The 13,799-nt window shown below is 68.5% G+C and carries 17 protein-coding genes; 4 read left to right on the forward strand and 13 right to left on the reverse strand.

Annotated elements, in window-relative coordinates; genetic code table 11:
- Window positions 1–65 precede the first annotated feature (65 nt).
- The 4 genes from DDE18_RS05340 to DDE18_RS23320 all read left to right on the forward strand — a co-directional run bounded on the left by DDE18_RS05340 (window position 66) and on the right by DDE18_RS23320 (window position 2,605).
- The gene (locus DDE18_RS05340; protein WP_133241166.1) at window positions 66–560 is read left to right on the forward strand and encodes an EVE domain-containing protein; all 495 of its coding nucleotides are present in this window, start codon (window positions 66–68) and stop codon (window positions 558–560) included.
- A complete protein-coding gene (locus DDE18_RS05345; RefSeq protein ID WP_116571215.1) occupies window positions 557–913 on the forward strand; it encodes a hypothetical protein in 357 nt (118 codons plus the stop codon). The genes DDE18_RS05340 and DDE18_RS05345 overlap by 4 nt, the downstream gene beginning before the upstream one ends.
- Window positions 910–1,521 carry a dual specificity protein phosphatase family protein gene (locus DDE18_RS05350; RefSeq protein WP_116571216.1) on the forward strand — a complete coding sequence of 204 codons (612 nt, stop codon included), beginning with the start codon at window positions 910–912 and terminating at the stop codon, window positions 1,519–1,521. The genes DDE18_RS05345 and DDE18_RS05350 overlap by 4 nt, the downstream gene beginning before the upstream one ends.
- A gap of 61 nt (window positions 1,522–1,582) precedes the next feature.
- Window positions 1,583–2,605, forward strand: coding sequence for a hypothetical protein (locus DDE18_RS23320; RefSeq protein WP_211754415.1), 1,023 nt, complete (start codon window positions 1,583–1,585; stop codon window positions 2,603–2,605).
- A gap of 282 nt (window positions 2,606–2,887) precedes the next feature.
- Here DDE18_RS23320 and DDE18_RS05365 read toward each other — a convergent pair whose 3' ends face one another.
- The 13 genes from DDE18_RS05365 to DDE18_RS05425 all read right to left on the reverse strand — a co-directional run bounded on the left by DDE18_RS05365 (window position 2,888) and on the right by DDE18_RS05425 (window position 13,646).
- Complete coding sequence (locus DDE18_RS05365) at window positions 2,888–3,817, reverse strand: AfsR/SARP family transcriptional regulator (RefSeq protein ID WP_116571217.1); 930 nt, start codon at window positions 3,815–3,817, stop codon at window positions 2,888–2,890.
- Between the two features lie 191 nt (window positions 3,818–4,008).
- Complete coding sequence (locus tag DDE18_RS05370) at window positions 4,009–5,928, reverse strand: LysM peptidoglycan-binding domain-containing protein (RefSeq protein WP_116571218.1); 1,920 nt, start codon at window positions 5,926–5,928, stop codon at window positions 4,009–4,011.
- Window positions 5,925–6,347, reverse strand: coding sequence for a TadE/TadG family type IV pilus assembly protein (locus tag DDE18_RS05375; RefSeq protein WP_116571219.1), 423 nt, complete (start codon window positions 6,345–6,347; stop codon window positions 5,925–5,927). Before DDE18_RS05375 ends, DDE18_RS05370 begins: the two co-directional genes overlap by 4 nt.
- Window positions 6,344–6,766, reverse strand: coding sequence for a TadE/TadG family type IV pilus assembly protein (locus DDE18_RS05380; RefSeq protein WP_116571220.1), 423 nt, complete (start codon window positions 6,764–6,766; stop codon window positions 6,344–6,346). The genes DDE18_RS05375 and DDE18_RS05380 overlap by 4 nt, the downstream gene beginning before the upstream one ends.
- A complete protein-coding gene (locus DDE18_RS05385; RefSeq protein WP_116571221.1) occupies window positions 6,763–7,197 on the reverse strand; it encodes a TadE family protein in 435 nt (144 codons plus the stop codon). The genes DDE18_RS05380 and DDE18_RS05385 overlap by 4 nt, the downstream gene beginning before the upstream one ends.
- A complete protein-coding gene (locus DDE18_RS05390; RefSeq protein ID WP_116571222.1) occupies window positions 7,166–7,360 on the reverse strand; it encodes a hypothetical protein in 195 nt (64 codons plus the stop codon). Before DDE18_RS05390 ends, DDE18_RS05385 begins: the two co-directional genes overlap by 32 nt.
- 29 nt (window positions 7,361–7,389) lie before the next feature.
- Complete coding sequence (locus DDE18_RS05395) at window positions 7,390–8,292, reverse strand: type II secretion system F family protein (protein WP_116571223.1); 903 nt, start codon at window positions 8,290–8,292, stop codon at window positions 7,390–7,392.
- On the reverse strand, window positions 8,289–9,149 hold the full coding sequence (locus DDE18_RS05400) for a type II secretion system F family protein (protein ID WP_165821046.1): 861 nt from the start codon (window positions 9,147–9,149) through the stop codon (window positions 8,289–8,291). Before DDE18_RS05400 ends, DDE18_RS05395 begins: the two co-directional genes overlap by 4 nt.
- Window positions 9,146–10,618, reverse strand: coding sequence for a TadA family conjugal transfer-associated ATPase (locus DDE18_RS05405; protein WP_116571224.1), 1,473 nt, complete (start codon window positions 10,616–10,618; stop codon window positions 9,146–9,148). The genes DDE18_RS05400 and DDE18_RS05405 overlap by 4 nt, the downstream gene beginning before the upstream one ends.
- On the reverse strand, window positions 10,611–10,829 hold the full coding sequence (locus DDE18_RS24215; protein WP_116571508.1) for a hypothetical protein: 219 nt from the start codon (window positions 10,827–10,829) through the stop codon (window positions 10,611–10,613). Before DDE18_RS24215 ends, DDE18_RS05405 begins: the two co-directional genes overlap by 8 nt.
- A gap of 549 nt (window positions 10,830–11,378) precedes the next feature.
- Window positions 11,379–11,945, reverse strand: coding sequence for an SAF domain-containing protein (locus DDE18_RS05415; RefSeq protein WP_245916464.1), 567 nt, complete (start codon window positions 11,943–11,945; stop codon window positions 11,379–11,381).
- A 136-nt stretch (window positions 11,946–12,081) separates the two neighbouring features.
- Entirely contained in the window at window positions 12,082–13,041 is a 960-nt protein-coding gene (locus DDE18_RS05420) for a hypothetical protein (protein ID WP_116571225.1), read from the reverse strand.
- Window positions 13,026–13,646 (reverse strand): hypothetical protein, encoded by a 621-nt coding sequence (locus DDE18_RS05425; protein ID WP_116571226.1) that lies wholly within the window; start codon window positions 13,644–13,646, stop codon window positions 13,026–13,028. The genes DDE18_RS05420 and DDE18_RS05425 overlap by 16 nt, the downstream gene beginning before the upstream one ends.
- Window positions 13,647–13,799 lie beyond the last annotated feature (153 nt).

Below are 13,799 nucleotides of genomic sequence, written 5' to 3' on the forward strand. Positions count from 1 at the left end.
GCCTACGAGTCATTGGTTAGAGGCTGCTGATCGGGCGGCCCGAGACGAAGGACCAACCAGTGACGATGACGACAGACGAGGCTTCCAGCCTCACGACAGCCCAGATCGCGGCGATTCCCGTCTGGCTCTTCCAGTACAGCCCACGCAGTGCCCGGGCGCTCCAGCTGAGCTGGAACGCTGGTGAGGACCTCGAGTATCCCGCCCTCGACAGGCACGCCGACGACATCCGCCTCGACGACATCGTTCTGTTCTGGAGGTCGGGCCGGGGTGACACCGCCGGCCTCATCGGCTTCGGGGTGGCCAGTGGGGTCATCGAGGAGTTGAGCCACCCCCGGAACTATCAGGACCCGGACGGTCCCCGGGCGCTGAGGAAGTCCGCGGAGGTCGCTCTGTGCTGTGTCTTCGACGAGCCGGTCATCACCCGCTCGGAACTGAAGCAGTCGCCTGAGTTCGCGGACTTCGATCTCTTCCGCATGCCGAACCGCGCAAACGCCTTTGAGGTCGCCGCCGCGCAGTGGGCAATCGTTCGCGACCGCATGGAGGAGGTGATGGGCCGATGAGGGTCATCCGTATCGATCGAGACGAGTTCGTGGCGAAGGTTCAGGCGAACCGCGACAACCACCGAGCGGTCTTCGAGGCAGCACTTGAGGGCTATCGCGACCGGTGGATCCAGGAACTGGAGCGACGCCTCCGCGACGTCCGGCGCGGCCGGGAGATCAATCAGTACATCGGCCTGCCGGAGCCCGAAGACCACACCGACGACTACGACCGCATCCTGATGATGGCCCGGATGCAGATTGACAACGTCATCGAGCTGACGGAGGACGAGTTCGGGATGTACGTCATGGATCAGTGGTCGTGGAAGCCTCACTTCGCGAGCACCACGTCGCGCTACGTCCGGGGACGCTCATGAGCCCGCGTGCCGGTAGCAGCGGCATCCTGCGATGGGCCAACGGCAGTCACGTCGATGAGGGCCTCTGGATCGGCGGCGATCTCGAGATCAGCGACCCGGAGCTCGCAGCCATCCAGCTCGAAGAACTCGAAGCAGCCGGCATCACGGACATCGTCGATCTCAGGCTCGAGTGGAACGACGCAGACTGGGTGACGGTGGCCAAGCCGTCGATCCGGTATCGGTGGTTCGGGGTCGACGACGCTGGGCAGCGGATGCCTGATGAGTGGTTCGACATCAGCACGTCGTACGTGCTCACACAACTGAACAGCGGAGGGCGCGTGCTCGTGCACTGCCACATGGGCATCAACCGCGGGCCCTCGATGGGTTTCGCCGTGATGCTGGTCCAGGGATGGGACCCGATCGAGGCCCTGGACCGGATCAGGGAGCGGCGCGAGATCGCCTACGTCGGTTACGCCGAGGACGCGCTCGACTGGTGGCTCCGCAAGAACGGCGCGACTCGGACGGAGTTGGCGCTCGGCAGGCAGCGGATCCGGCAGTGGCGGCGCAACAACTTCCTCGACGTCGCCGCGGTTATCCGCAAGGTCCGGACCTGTGGAGGCGCACCGTGAGAGCAGGGAGTTGCGTCGGGGGGACGTGGTCCCATGGGGTTACGCGAACGAGGGGGAGTCGATGACGGACAACGCGTTTTGGGGGACCTGGCTGTGGACGCTCCAGCAGCTCAACCGGGGCATTGAGCAGGCCATCACCGGGATGTCGACGATCACGATGGACTGGGTCACCGAGGAAGAGGTTCCGCATGCACTGACGTGGACCAACGTCGAGCGACGGGAGATCGCAATCCTGCAGGGCGTGGCCGAGGGATGGTTCGAAGCCCATGGGCCCGGGGAGGCGACTCTGCGGCTGCTGGGGCTGAACTTCCACGAGGTGGCCCGAGTGCTGTTCTCCGTCGCCAAGCCGAGAGTCCGGGAAGCGGCCGGCGGTGCAGAGGAGTTCACCGATGACCTCCACTGGGCCTGGATGGTCCTCGAGGACCAGCGCATCGAGGCCTTGCTCGTCGACTGGTATCCAGAGGCGATCCCGGCGCTTCAGAGGGTGGGCGCCACGCTCGTTACCGAGTACGACGGCTGGTTCCCCGCGGGCCAGGCCCTGCTCGTGCGAGGCCTCCGGCACCTGCCTGAGGACGTGCGTGACGAGGTAGCCGACATGTTCCGTGCCACCTTCGATGACGAGACGTACGACGAGCTGTGCGCCATCGTCGACAGGTACCTCGAGCTCCGGGCGCCGGACGACCTGGACGAGATGCTCGATCTGGCTCGGCAGGTGGTGCAGCTGTGGACTCGCCTCGGGATCATCGACACTCCTGAGCCAGAGGCTCCGGAAGATGACGCCATCCACCCCGTGATGCTGTCGTTGCTGCAACTCGACGCCGAGCAGCCGGGTTCCATCCGGCCGAAGGTCGCGGCGCGGCTCTGCGGCCATGACCCCCATCTGCTTCTCGAGCTGATCGGCTGGAACGAGGAGCAGGGGATCGCCTGGCGGGCGGCTCGGGACGAGGCCCGCGCGGCAGGCGAGTACGAGGAGGCGGAGGTGTGCGAGGGCGAGCGCGAGCACGCTCAGCGCACCACGAAGGTGCTGAGGAAGGCCCTCCGCCGGGTCCTCCTTAAGGAAGCGCCGGAGGGCATCGCGTCATGATGCTGCCGCCCAGCGACGATCACGAGGCTTCGTCGTACGACCAACCGCGAGGGACCTGTCCCGTGTGCGGGGATCATCAGGTCCGGCATCTTGTCATCGGTTACCTGGCCGGCCCTCCGGCCGCGGCCAGTCCCGACTGGGTGAGCTGGGTCGGATGTGTCCATCCCGGCTACAACAGATGTTGCGACGCGTGCGGTCATACGTGGACGGCGTCCGCCCACGGCGAAGGATGAGTGAGGGCGCGCCTCGCAGACCATCAGGCGATAGCTGTGTCACCCAGGTTCAGCCTGTACGGCGAGGGCGACGTCCATGACCAGCCCAGTCCTTCTGATCGACGATCTGAGCGGTGCGCTGCGGGAGGTCGATCGGCGCGAGTTCATCGTCGCGACGGTTGAAGACCTTGTCGTTCAGCTCCCGGGCTGCCTTTGCATCATCACCAGCGGCCTTCTCGGCCTGGACGATGTCGAGTTGGGCAACCTCGTCGTACGGCGCCGCGGCGTAGGCCACCTGAGCCGCCCAGAGCGCGAGGTCGTGGTCGCCTGCGGTGAGAGCGTGGGTGGTGACAACGTGCCCTACGTCGACGATGGCGCTGGTCATGATGTGGTCCCAGCGGTCGCCGTCGAGGAGCCAGTTCCAGTGACCCTCGCGGAGCTCGGTGAACGGCTCGCCGATGACCAGTCGCAGTGCCGCGATCAGATCTTCGATGCCGCTGACACCGCGACTCTGTCCACGGGCCCTGAGACGTCGGAACAGGTCGAGGTCGCACAGCACGCCGTCGAGCCTGTAGAGGGCCGGTGAGTCCGGGTCTGGCCCAGGTTGTGCCTTTGGCAGGTAGGGCTTCCCTGTGCGGGGATCGTTGCCCAGCCATCGACGCAGTTGGCTCATGTCGACGCGAACGCGCTCCGGGCGGATCCCGAACGCGTCAGCCACGTCGTGTCCGGAGACCCCGCGGGGATGGAGTGCGAGGTAGGCCAGCAGTTCGACGTAGAACGGCCGCCGGTGCGCAGTTGCCTTCGTGTCGCCCGTCGTGCGGGCGCCGACCGGCCCGAGGAGGGTCAGCTTCGCTGCGGACAGCGTTGGCGACTCCCAGCGAGCGAGGTCCTCGTCGAGCGTCGGGTCCGCGGCGTCGACGGCGGGGCGGGCCTCGGGCGCCGCCCGCGGCGCGAGCACCTCGACGTCTTCGGTGGTCGTCGCGGCGGCGTCTGCGTACACGACCGCGTCGAGCGGGAGTAGGGATTCCTCTCCGGCCGCGCCGACCTCCGGCCGCGGTTCGGTGAGCCGTTCCGATAGTGCACCCGCCAAGTCGGTGACCGCAGTGTCGCCGTCGGGTTGCGGGACGGGAACGAGCTGCTCATCCAGAGTGAGGTCGAGGAGCAGAGCGCAAGCGCGGGCCTCATCGGCGCTCAACTCTGCCGGTTGGACGTCGACCCCGAGGCTCGGCGCTCGGAGGCGCGCACGTCATCGGTCAGTTCCAGTTGAGTGCCCGAGGGTCGAGGCTCGCCCTGGAGATCGAGGAGCACCGCCGACGAACGACCAGGGATCCGTTCGATCACGTCAGCGAGCGCATCGAGATCCGAGGTAGGACGGTCCGCCGAGGCGATGATCACCACGTGGAAGTCGTCGGGATCGAACGGCTCGGTGATCGAAGACAGGTCGCGGGCCAGCTCGCCGATGAATCCGGTGTCTCCAGCAGGGTGGGTGCGCACGCGGCCGAGGTTGAAGGACGAGAGGTCGGACCCGAGACCGAGGACCTCCACCGTCGTCACGACCGACCACGGGTTGACGGCCAGTTCAGCCGCCACGTGGCGTGCGAAGGAGGCCTTCCGATCGCTGGCTCCGGTGACCGTAAGCGTGCGGAGCTCCTCCAGGTTGAGGAACAGGAAGGAGCCGTCGTCGTCTTGGCCGACGCTCACCAGGAGTGGATACGGCGGGAACGAGTCCTCGGGGTGCTCGGGCACCGAGGCCAGATCGATCCGCCATTCGGTGCCTGCCCCGGACCATGGCTCCGGCAGTTGGGCTGGCTCGCCGAGCGCGAGGGAGATCTCGTCCGCTGAGAGCGTTGCCGTGACCAGGCGCAGCGGTGGCAGAGATCGCAGTGCGGAGTCGAGGGCGTAGATCCGGGGCGCGATCGCGGATGCGGTGGCCCGTGCCGTCTTCTCGACTGGAACGAGCTCGGCGGGCGGGGGAGGGATGACCGTTCCGGGACGCCGATGGCGCAGTTGCGTTCGTCGCTGTGAGCGGAGTGCGATCCAGAGCGCGCCGCCGAGGACCGCTCCCGCCCCGGCGAGTCCGGGAACGAGCCAGCTCGGAACGACGCTGTCGTCCGAACTCTGGCCAGACTCGTCGGAATCAGGGTCCACTTCGCCGACCGGTTCAGTAGGCGTGACGTCGGTCGGAGGTGGGGTCGTATCGGGTACCTCTTCCGGCGGCTTCGCGTGCTTGGGTTCCCGTGAGTCCGGCGGCGGCTTCTGCCCGGGGATGGTCAGCTTCCAACCGGGCAGGATCAGGTCGGGATCGGTGAGATGGTCACCGGTGGGCTGGACGGTGTCCCGGGAGGCCTCGTAGATGGCGGGGTAGGCGTCTGCGTCGCCGAGCTCGTCCTCTGCGATCTCCGAGAGGGTGTCGCCGGGCCGCACGACGTAGGCGTCCGCCGGAGCGGTCTCGGCGACCGGCACTCGCAGGATGGTGCCCGGCAGGAGGAAGTCGGGACGCCCGTCGAGGACGGCCTCGTTAAGCGCCACGAGCTCGACGTACCGCGTGCCGTCACCGAGTCGTTCTTCGGCGATCTTCCAGAGGCTGTCGCCGCGCTTGACCGTGTACTGCTCGACCTCTGGCTCCTTCTCCTTCTCCTTCTCATGCTCGACCGTTGGCGCAAGGGCAGTGGCGGATGCAGGCTCCACCGTGAGTCGGGAGTGGTCGGGCAGGGGTGCGGCCGTCGCAGCGGCCTCGGCCCTCGGCTGGGGCAGGAACGGGGTCGCCGTCGGCAAGGCGACGAACAGCAAGGCGGCTGCGGCGACGAGTCGATCTGCCGCGACTTGCGGCACACCCAGTCCCGGCAACCGTGGGCTGCGGATGCCCCGAACCTGGGACACGATGGATGCGATGACCTGGCAGGTGAACACTGCCCACGCGATCCAGCCGACTGCGGCGATCAGTTCGACCACCAGCGTGCCGTCGTCCGGTGCGGTGAGTCGCGACCACGCGAACTTCGCAAGGTCCGGAACCGCGTCGATCGCGACCAGGACAGTCGGTACGCCGAGCACGAAAGCGACAAGGGCCAGCGTGGCTGCCAGGCCACGCAGGTGGGAGTTGAGGGTGCTCATCGCTGGTTACCTCCGAGGGTGCGGATGAGACGAGCCGTCGCGGTGCCCGACACGTCCAGCCGGTGGATGCCGATCAAGCCCAGGAACTGCGGGTTGTACGAGTCGTGCACGGTGACCGTGATCGTGTCGCCGTTGGTGATCTCGACGGTGCCGGTGACGCCCGCGGAGTCGAGGTAGCGCTGAGCCGCGGCACGCGCCGCAGCTGGGCTGATGGTGAGTTCGCGCCCTTGGATGGCCGCGCTGCCCTCGACCTCTTCGCCGCCGGCGCGAGCCGCTTGGGCTGCCACATCGTGGGCTCGCTCGTGGGCGTGCACCTGGCCGCCGAGGTCGACGGCCAGTCCGACGAGGAACATCATCACGAAGCTGGCCAGGGCCAGCCACACGGTGATCGAGCCGCGCTCGTCGCGCCGCCGGGTCATCGTTCCCGCCAGGTGTCGATCGGGCTGGACATGGTCGCCTGCATCACCCGCGAGCCGGGGACGCCCGGGACCGCCAGGTCGGAGAGGTTCAGGCGGCAGGAGACGGTGACCTCGACCGAGCCGGGCACACCGGGCTGCTTGTTGAAGTCGTTGGTGTCGACGGTGACGTCGACGTCGGAGCAGCCGATCTTCTGGTTCGAGATGCTCGCTACGGCAGCCGCGCGAGCGTCGGCGCGTGCCCCCTGCGCGTCCCGCGCCAGGGAGGCCGACCTGGCGCCGTCCGCGGCAGCCGACTGCAGCGCCTCGTGGGTGGTCGCCGTGCGGCCGCCGAAGATGATCAGGCCGACAAACAGCGCGAACGCAGGTACCCCGATCGCCGCCTCAATCGCCGCCGACCCGCGCTCGTCTCTCCGCTTCACGGTGTTCCCGCCGCGTTCGGAGCAGTCAGCCGCTCAACGGGGACCGACGCGCTCTGGGTGATCCGGACGTTCCATCCGGGGATCACGCTCAGGCTGAAGCCCGTGACCGTGACCGTCGCGGTCGTGGTTGTGCGATTGGCGGTGGTCGAGGTCCCGGTGATCACGTCGTCGCCACCAGCTTCAGCGAGGAAGTCGTTGGCCGCTCCGACGCCGTCGGCCTCGCGGCCGTGTTCAGCGCCGGCCGCTCGTGCGCCCTCCTGCGCCGCGGCGATGGCCACCGTCCGCGCGTGATAGAAGAGCGCGGCCTGCATCCCAAGGAACATGACCGCGAAGAGAGCGGGCAGCAGGATGACGAGCTCGATCGAGACCGAGCCCCGGTCGTCGCGCCGCCGGCGGCGGCTACTTGATGTTGCCGGCCTGACTTTTGACATAGGTCGTCACGGCCGCGACCACGATCCCGACGATGGCGATCACGGCGACGGCCCAGAGGACGTGCTCCGTGGTCACCGAGCCACACTCGTCCCGCCGGGCGGCTCGCAGGTCGTCGTAAGCGGTCAGGACCGCCAGTTGAAGCAGGATCAGGACTTTCAACATGAGTTCCTCCTTGGATCTGTCCTTCCGTGTCACGCGGTCGTGAACATGCGAAGCAATGAGGGGGCAACGAGCAGGGCCATGAAGATGACGCCCAGCAGCGAGCCGGGGATGGTCATCCGCTCGCCGACGGCGTTCGCCTGGGCGATCTCTTCGTTGAGCATCGCCGTGCGCATGGCGGCGGACCGGGCACGCAGGGTGGCGTACACGCTCGCTCCCTCCTCGCCGGAGAGCCGCATGATGTCGGCGAAGTCGTCGAGCTCGGGCAGTCCGAGCTCCTCTGCCAAGGTGTGCAATGCGTCCCAAGGCGGGAGGCCCGACCACCGCGACCGCGTCAGCTCCTCCGAGAGCCGGGTGAAGACCCAGGAGTCGCCGACCTCCGCCGCCGCTTCCATGGCCTGTCGGACACCGATGCCGTTGTGCCTCTCGAGTGCGACCAGGTCGATGTAGGCGCCGAGGGCGCGGGCGAACTCGACGCGCGCCTTCCGCGCCTCGTCGAGCGCGTTGTAGTTCGGGATGAAGAACATGACGGCCGCGAGGCCGATCGACGCGAGCGCCGGGATCTGAAGTGGAAGGCCGAGGCCGAGAGAGTTGAAGAGCAGGGTGAGCCCAGGCGGGATGAGGAGCCCGAGGCCGGCGAAAGTCAGCTTCTCGCCGTAGAACTGCGCGACGGATATCCGGAGCAGGGCAAGCTCGCGGGTCGGCGTCCGTACCCACACTCCCGGAGGCAGCACCCGCATGCCCCACAGCCCGAGCCGTTCCTTGCCAGTCCGCGCCGCCGCAGCATTGGTGTTTGCGCGGTTGCGCGTCGAGGAGACCCTTTCCAACGCGTCCGCGAGGTCCGGCTCCGCGGGCAGGAGTCGCGCGACGACCAGAGCGAGTCCGAGGCCGATGAGGCCGCCGGACAGGACCGCCAATTGGAGACCCGTGATCATGGCGTCGCCACCGCATCGGGTCGGGCTTCGAGGAAGCGCGGCAGCGGCTTTCCGGTGGCCATGCGCCGCATCCAGATCAGGGTGCCGACGTATGCCGAGAGAAGCACGACGAGGATCACCTGGCCGATGGCGGTCGCGTACGGCTCGACGTACTGGCCAGAGAGCGCAAGAACGACCAGCACGCTGGCGCTGATGAGTGTCACCCATCGAGCGGTCGCGCGAGGCTTGGCTCGATCGGCCTCCACCTGACGGCGGGCCCGTACGTCGGCCGCGACCGACTCCGCGAGACCTTCGAGAACGCTCGCGAGCCCGGCGCCGCGGCGGCGTGCTCCGAGGATGAGGTTCGCGGCGATCAGGTCGCCTGTCGCATCGTCGAGTTCGTCCGCGAAGGCCCTGAGCGCCGTCTCGGTGTCCCATCGTGCGCGAAGGCGACCGACGAGCCGGCTGACCTCAGGACTGATCGGCGCTGGAGTGGAGCGCAGCGTTGCGACCAGCGCCTGCTCGAGGCCGATCCCGACGGTGAGGACGCCCGAGAGTGACCGCGTCCATTCCTCCATCGCTTCCAGCCGGCTGATCTGGGTGGCGGCAGGCGGAGCGCCCAGCAGGGCGGGCAGTCCGATGACCGCCACCGGCGCAATGACCAGCGCAAGTACCCACCCGGTGATGACCCAGCCGAGAATGCCCAGCCCGACACCGACCAGAAGAAGCATCCGCGTGCGCGAGGTCACGGCGACGCGGCGGCCTCGGGCCATTCGCCTCTGGCGAGGAGGTTCGGCTGTCTGTCGCAGGCCGAGGACGATCCCGAGGATGCCGATGGCGATCAGTCCACCTGCGAGAGCGGGAAGCACGGGAGTCACGGCTGGCCTCCGTACGGCTGGGTCGAGAGGTACGCCGCGAGGTCGAAGCCGTGGTGGGCCAGTGCGCGGTACTCGTCCGGAAGCACGTCCGGTACGGCGACACCTGATGCATCGGCACGAAAGACATGCGTGGTGGCGTACCCGACCTCCTTCTCACCTGGAGCGAGGGCGATGATCTCGGCGACCCTCCTCGTCCGCTGGGCGCCGCCGGGAACGGACCTGGTCTCCATGCTCAGCTGGACGATGAGATCCACCGTGGCCGCGAGCTTGCTTGTGGCGAGCCCCTGGGTGACGTGAGGACCGGCCTCCATCGCGCACGTGACGAGCTTGCGGACGGCCGAGACGGCGTCAGCCGCGTGGGTCGTCGAGATGGAGCCGGTGCCGGACTCCATCGCCTTGATCATCGCCCAGATCTCCTTGCCTCGGACCTCCCCGACGATCTGGCGCGAGAGGTTGAACCGGAAGGAGTCGACGAGGGCCTCGTCGAGCGTGAACTCGCCGGCCTGGCGGCCATCGGGCCCGCGCTCTCCGGACCCCGGCCGTGCCTCCCAGGCGTGGACGACCTTGTGGCGGCCGAGCTCGTGGAGGTGGAGCTCGTACTCGGTCTCGAACGTGCCGATCGCCTCCATGGCGTCGATCTCGGCGCAGAGCGCGCGGACCAGGGTTGTCTTGCCCGCTCCCTGGGCGCCGGCCACGACGATCGAGCGTCGTGCTCGGACGGCGGCTCGCAGGAACGATGCCGCGGTCGGCGTCATCATCTCTCTGGCGACGAGGTCGTCGAGGGTGACCTGCATCAGCCGGTGCCGTCGGATCACGACCGATGGACGGGGCGTGACCCAGGCCGCGGCGGCCAGGCGGGATCCGCCGTCCAACCGCAGATGCAGCCGCGGCTGGGCCTCGGAGAAGGAGCGAGCGTTGACCTCGCTGCGCGAGGCGAGGAAGACCAGGAAGTCGATGAGCTCCTGGTCGGAGTCCGCGACGGGTGGGCCGTCGATCAGGGTGCCGTCGACCAGTTCGAGGAGGACGTTGTCGTGGCCGACGATCACGATGTTCTCGATGTCATCGTTGTCGACCAGCGGCTGCAGTCGACCCAGGCGGAAGAGCGAGTCGAAGACAGCCTGCGCCGTGGCCTGCTGGCGCGCGGGGCTCCATGCCCTGCGGCCGGCGTCGACATCGTCCGCCATCGCGGACTCGATGAGGTCCAGCACGATCGAACGGCCGAGCTCCTGCTGAGCTGCCTTATCGAGGCGGCTTCGGTCTGAGGCGACGGCCTGGCTCAGCTGCTCGGACGCTCGAGCTCGCAGTTCCGACACGACGGACCAGTCGACATCGGGGCCCGACGGCGGAGGAGCGGTGACCGGAGCGCCCAGCTTGGCGGCTGCCGGCGTCGACCCGTTGGTCGGCTGGCTGAACAGCGGCAGGCGGGACAGGTCGCCGTACTCGCTCAGGTAGCGGGAGGCCTCAGTCATCGCTTGGCCTCCTCGACGATGGCGAACCGACCACGTGCGACGTGCGCCTGGACCGACTGAGCGGCTGCCTGGAGCCCCCGGATGTAGGGGCCCGTCTCGAAGTGGCGGGGCGGGTGCGCGCCGCGGTGGTAGACCGCGGCCGCCGCCGGATCGTCGGGGAGGTCGGCCACCACGGGCATGCCGAGCACCTTGGAGACCTCGCTGTCTCGATAGGGCTGACCTTCGCCGATCAGGAGCAGGCCCGGGTGCCTCCATCCGGTCCCGGGTTCGCGGACGGTCTCGGCCCATGAGCGTGCCGCGGAGATCGCCGGCAGGTTGGCGCGAGTGACCAGCAGGGTTGCGTCAGCTGAGTCCAGGAGTTGCTGCGGCGACCCCGTCAGCCCGAGTCTGCCCGCATCGGCGATGACGTCCTGCCCGCTTGCTTCGAGTTCGCGCAAGGCCGAGCCGAGTGGTTCCCACACGTCGCGTAGTGCCGCCGCCTGAGCGTGTGTCCGCGTTCCCGCGATGAGGGAGACGTTCGGGCTCAGTCGCCGGACGACGTCCCGTAGCGCATCCGCCGTGCTGAGCGGCGAGAGCGCGAGCTCGACGAGTCCGGCGTCGTACGGCGTCGTGCCCTTCATGAACCCGGCGAGGATGGCGGAGCCACCTGTCGGGTCGGCCTCGAGGAGAAGCACGGGACGCGGCCAGCAGAACGCGAGACCCACGGCCGTCGTGGTGACGCCGGGCGAGCCGGATGCAGAGGTCAGGCAGATGACGGCCATCATTCGGCTCCGGAGTCCAGCACCAGGGCGACGTTCCCGGTGGCGGCTCGCGCGGCAAGGACGCCGGCGTCGGCATGGGGCACCAGAACGTTGACAACCGTGTTCCCGGTCGTCTCGTCCAAGTACGTGTCGACGACCTCGGCGACCGTGAACTGCGGGGAGTTGGCGGGTGCCTCTCCGTTGTCGCCCGGCGTGACGATGATGCGGACCGTGTCGCCGCCGTACAGAGGCATTCCGGGGACCTGCGCGGGTGTCAGGGAGATCCCGACGATCGACTGACCCTGCGGAGGTAGCGGCTCGTCGGCCGTCGACTCGATGGTGAGCAGGCCGCCAGCCGCGATGTCGAGCGCTGCTCGCTGCCCGACGACATCGTCGAACGCCGAAGCGGGCAACGGCGACAGCGCCGGGTCGGCGCTGATCCGGATCCGCTGGATGTCCTCGGCCCCGATCACCTCACCGCGGTGGATCGTGTCGCGGGCGGCGAGCACCTCCTGCGTGTTCGTCGTCGCGCTCCAGGCCCACGCGCCGAGCAGGCATCCGAGCGCCGTCACGATGACCGCGGCCACGACCAGCGCAGGGCGTCTCCGCAGCTTGGGCGGCGGAGTGATGGTGGAAGCGGTCTCCGGCGTGGCCGGGCGTGGGCCGGTCCTCCGGTCCTCTCGGGCAGTTGTGGACACTTCGTCGTACCTCCCGCGCAGCTCGTCAGTTCACGAGCACCTGCGCCTCGCCGATCCGGATCTGTGTCGAGCGGTTGAGGCCGTCGAGCCGGATCGTTCCCGTCTGGCCGGCGCCCGACCACGTGATGACCCAGCTCGACGTCGCCGTGACGGTGTAGGCGTCGTCGGCCTCGTGCGCGCTCGACTTCGTGTAGGTGTGGCCGCAGTCGGGGGAGTCCTTCCTCCCGTACGACGGCTTGTACGGCGTGCCCGCCGTGTCGCAGACGACCTCGGTGCCGTCTCCCATGTCCCAGGTGATGTGGAGGACCTTCGCGGTGGCCGTGACTGTGATGCCGCCGGCGGAGGCGCTCTCAGTGATGGGCCCGACGGTGTGGGCGTTCGGATCCTTGGCCCACATCCAGACGGGCATCCCGACCAGGCCTACGCTGTCCGGACCCGGCTCCGGCGCAATGCCGATGTTGATGGCGGACAGATGCATCTCCTCGATCGCGATCTGCGCTACCTCGCGGGGAGTTGGTCCGGTGCCGGAGTTCGCCGGCGGGTCCTGGGACCAGATCGTGATGAGCAGACCCGTCTGCGGCTGGTCGCAGTAATACACAGCGCCGTCGCCGGGCTCATGACCCTGCCAGCTCGGGTCGCCTGCAGGCGGCGGAGGCTCGACCGGGCTGATGTAGCAGTGGTACGTGTTCGACCAGTAGGCGCCGTCCTTCGTGCAGGGAACCGGTCCGGGCGGTGGCTTCGTGACGCCCTGGCTCGTGCCATCCCAGTAGCAGGCGGCTCCGCTTCCGGTGTCCTGTGGTCCGTCGTCGCCCGGCTCACCTGGCGTACCCCGCGTGCCCGGCACCTCGATCCAGATGAGGCACTCGCCCGTCGCGGGGTCGGTCTGCGAGCACACGGTGTCCGCATACGACGGAGTCTGGGCGAGGACGGAGAGGCCGGCGGCGGTCAGCGCAGTCAGGAGGAGGCGAGTCAGGATGCCGCGCATGGCGTCTGCTTGAGGTCCTGGCCCGTCGCCACGCGCCAGCCGCCGGTCGGGTCGGCGGCGTACTTGTAGTTCGCGACGGTGTAGCGCGTCCACCCGGTGTCCGGGCGGTCGGGGGAGACGATCGACTTGCCGCGCTTGTCGAGCACGTCGACCTTACTGACGTCCCAGCAGACGTCGATGACGACCGTCGGGACCTTGCCGGCCTTCGGGTCGGAGTTGTCGAGGTTGACCGACTGAACCTTCAGCTCGTTGATGGCTGTTGTGCCGGTCTGTCGCTGGCCCTCGTCGCGTGATCGGTTGATGAGGGTGGTGACGGCGTTGAGCTGCGCGCTCGTCGCGACGGACTTCAGCTTCCTGAGGTCGGCCGCGGAATCGCTGCGGAGCTGGTCGACCACCGTGAAATAGCTGCGGACCGCGTCGGTGGCCCCGGCGGTCGCGGCGTCGGACGGAGTGCTCGGTGAGGAATTCGTCGCTGATGGGCTTGGCGACGTCGACGACGGCTCGGCGGTCGCCGGGGGATCAGGATCGCTGCCGCCACAGGCGGAGACCGCGGCCAACATCAGTGTGCCGGTCGCCCAGGAGATCAGCCCGAGTCGAATCTTCATGGCGCTCGCTCGCATCCTCTCGCCGTTCGGCTCGAGGCGCAGACGACACCCCGCTGGCGGTGCGTGCATCGTCTGGACCTCATCGTAAGCCCGTTTCTCGGTCTCGGCCCGTGCGTTCTTTGCCTTCCGGGCCACCGCTCAGGTGCTCCCTGC

The sequence above is a fragment of the Nocardioides gansuensis genome (genome assembly GCF_003076135.1).
Classification (GTDB): Bacteria; Actinomycetota; Actinomycetes; order Propionibacteriales; family Nocardioidaceae; genus Nocardioides; species Nocardioides gansuensis.

What these genes read in the sequence shown, in the direction of transcription:
- DDE18_RS05340 (WP_133241166.1), top strand. Translation starts at nt 66, where the DNA reads ATGACGACAGACGAGGCTTCCAGCCTCACGACAGCCCAGATCGCGGCG.
- DDE18_RS05345 (WP_116571215.1), top strand. Translation starts at nt 557, where the DNA reads ATGAGGGTCATCCGTATCGATCGAGACGAGTTCGTGGCGAAGGTTCAG.
- DDE18_RS05350 (WP_116571216.1), top strand. Translation starts at nt 910, where the DNA reads ATGAGCCCGCGTGCCGGTAGCAGCGGCATCCTGCGATGGGCCAACGGC.
- DDE18_RS23320 (WP_211754415.1), top strand. Translation starts at nt 1,583, where the DNA reads ATGACGGACAACGCGTTTTGGGGGACCTGGCTGTGGACGCTCCAGCAG.
- DDE18_RS05370 (WP_116571218.1), bottom strand. Translation starts at nt 5,928, where the DNA reads ATGAGCACCCTCAACTCCCACCTGCGTGGCCTGGCAGCCACGCTGGCC.
- DDE18_RS05375 (WP_116571219.1), bottom strand. Translation starts at nt 6,347, where the DNA reads ATGACCCGGCGGCGCGACGAGCGCGGCTCGATCACCGTGTGGCTGGCC.
- DDE18_RS05385 (WP_116571221.1), bottom strand. Translation starts at nt 7,197, where the DNA reads ATGTCAAAAGTCAGGCCGGCAACATCAAGTAGCCGCCGCCGGCGGCGC.
- DDE18_RS05390 (WP_116571222.1), bottom strand. Translation starts at nt 7,360, where the DNA reads ATGTTGAAAGTCCTGATCCTGCTTCAACTGGCGGTCCTGACCGCTTAC.
- DDE18_RS05395 (WP_116571223.1), bottom strand. Translation starts at nt 8,292, where the DNA reads ATGATCACGGGTCTCCAATTGGCGGTCCTGTCCGGCGGCCTCATCGGC.
- DDE18_RS05405 (WP_116571224.1), bottom strand. Translation starts at nt 10,618, where the DNA reads ATGACTGAGGCCTCCCGCTACCTGAGCGAGTACGGCGACCTGTCCCGC.
- DDE18_RS05420 (WP_116571225.1), bottom strand. Translation starts at nt 13,041, where the DNA reads ATGCGCGGCATCCTGACTCGCCTCCTCCTGACTGCGCTGACCGCCGCC.
- DDE18_RS05425 (WP_116571226.1), bottom strand. Translation starts at nt 13,646, where the DNA reads ATGAAGATTCGACTCGGGCTGATCTCCTGGGCGACCGGCACACTGATG.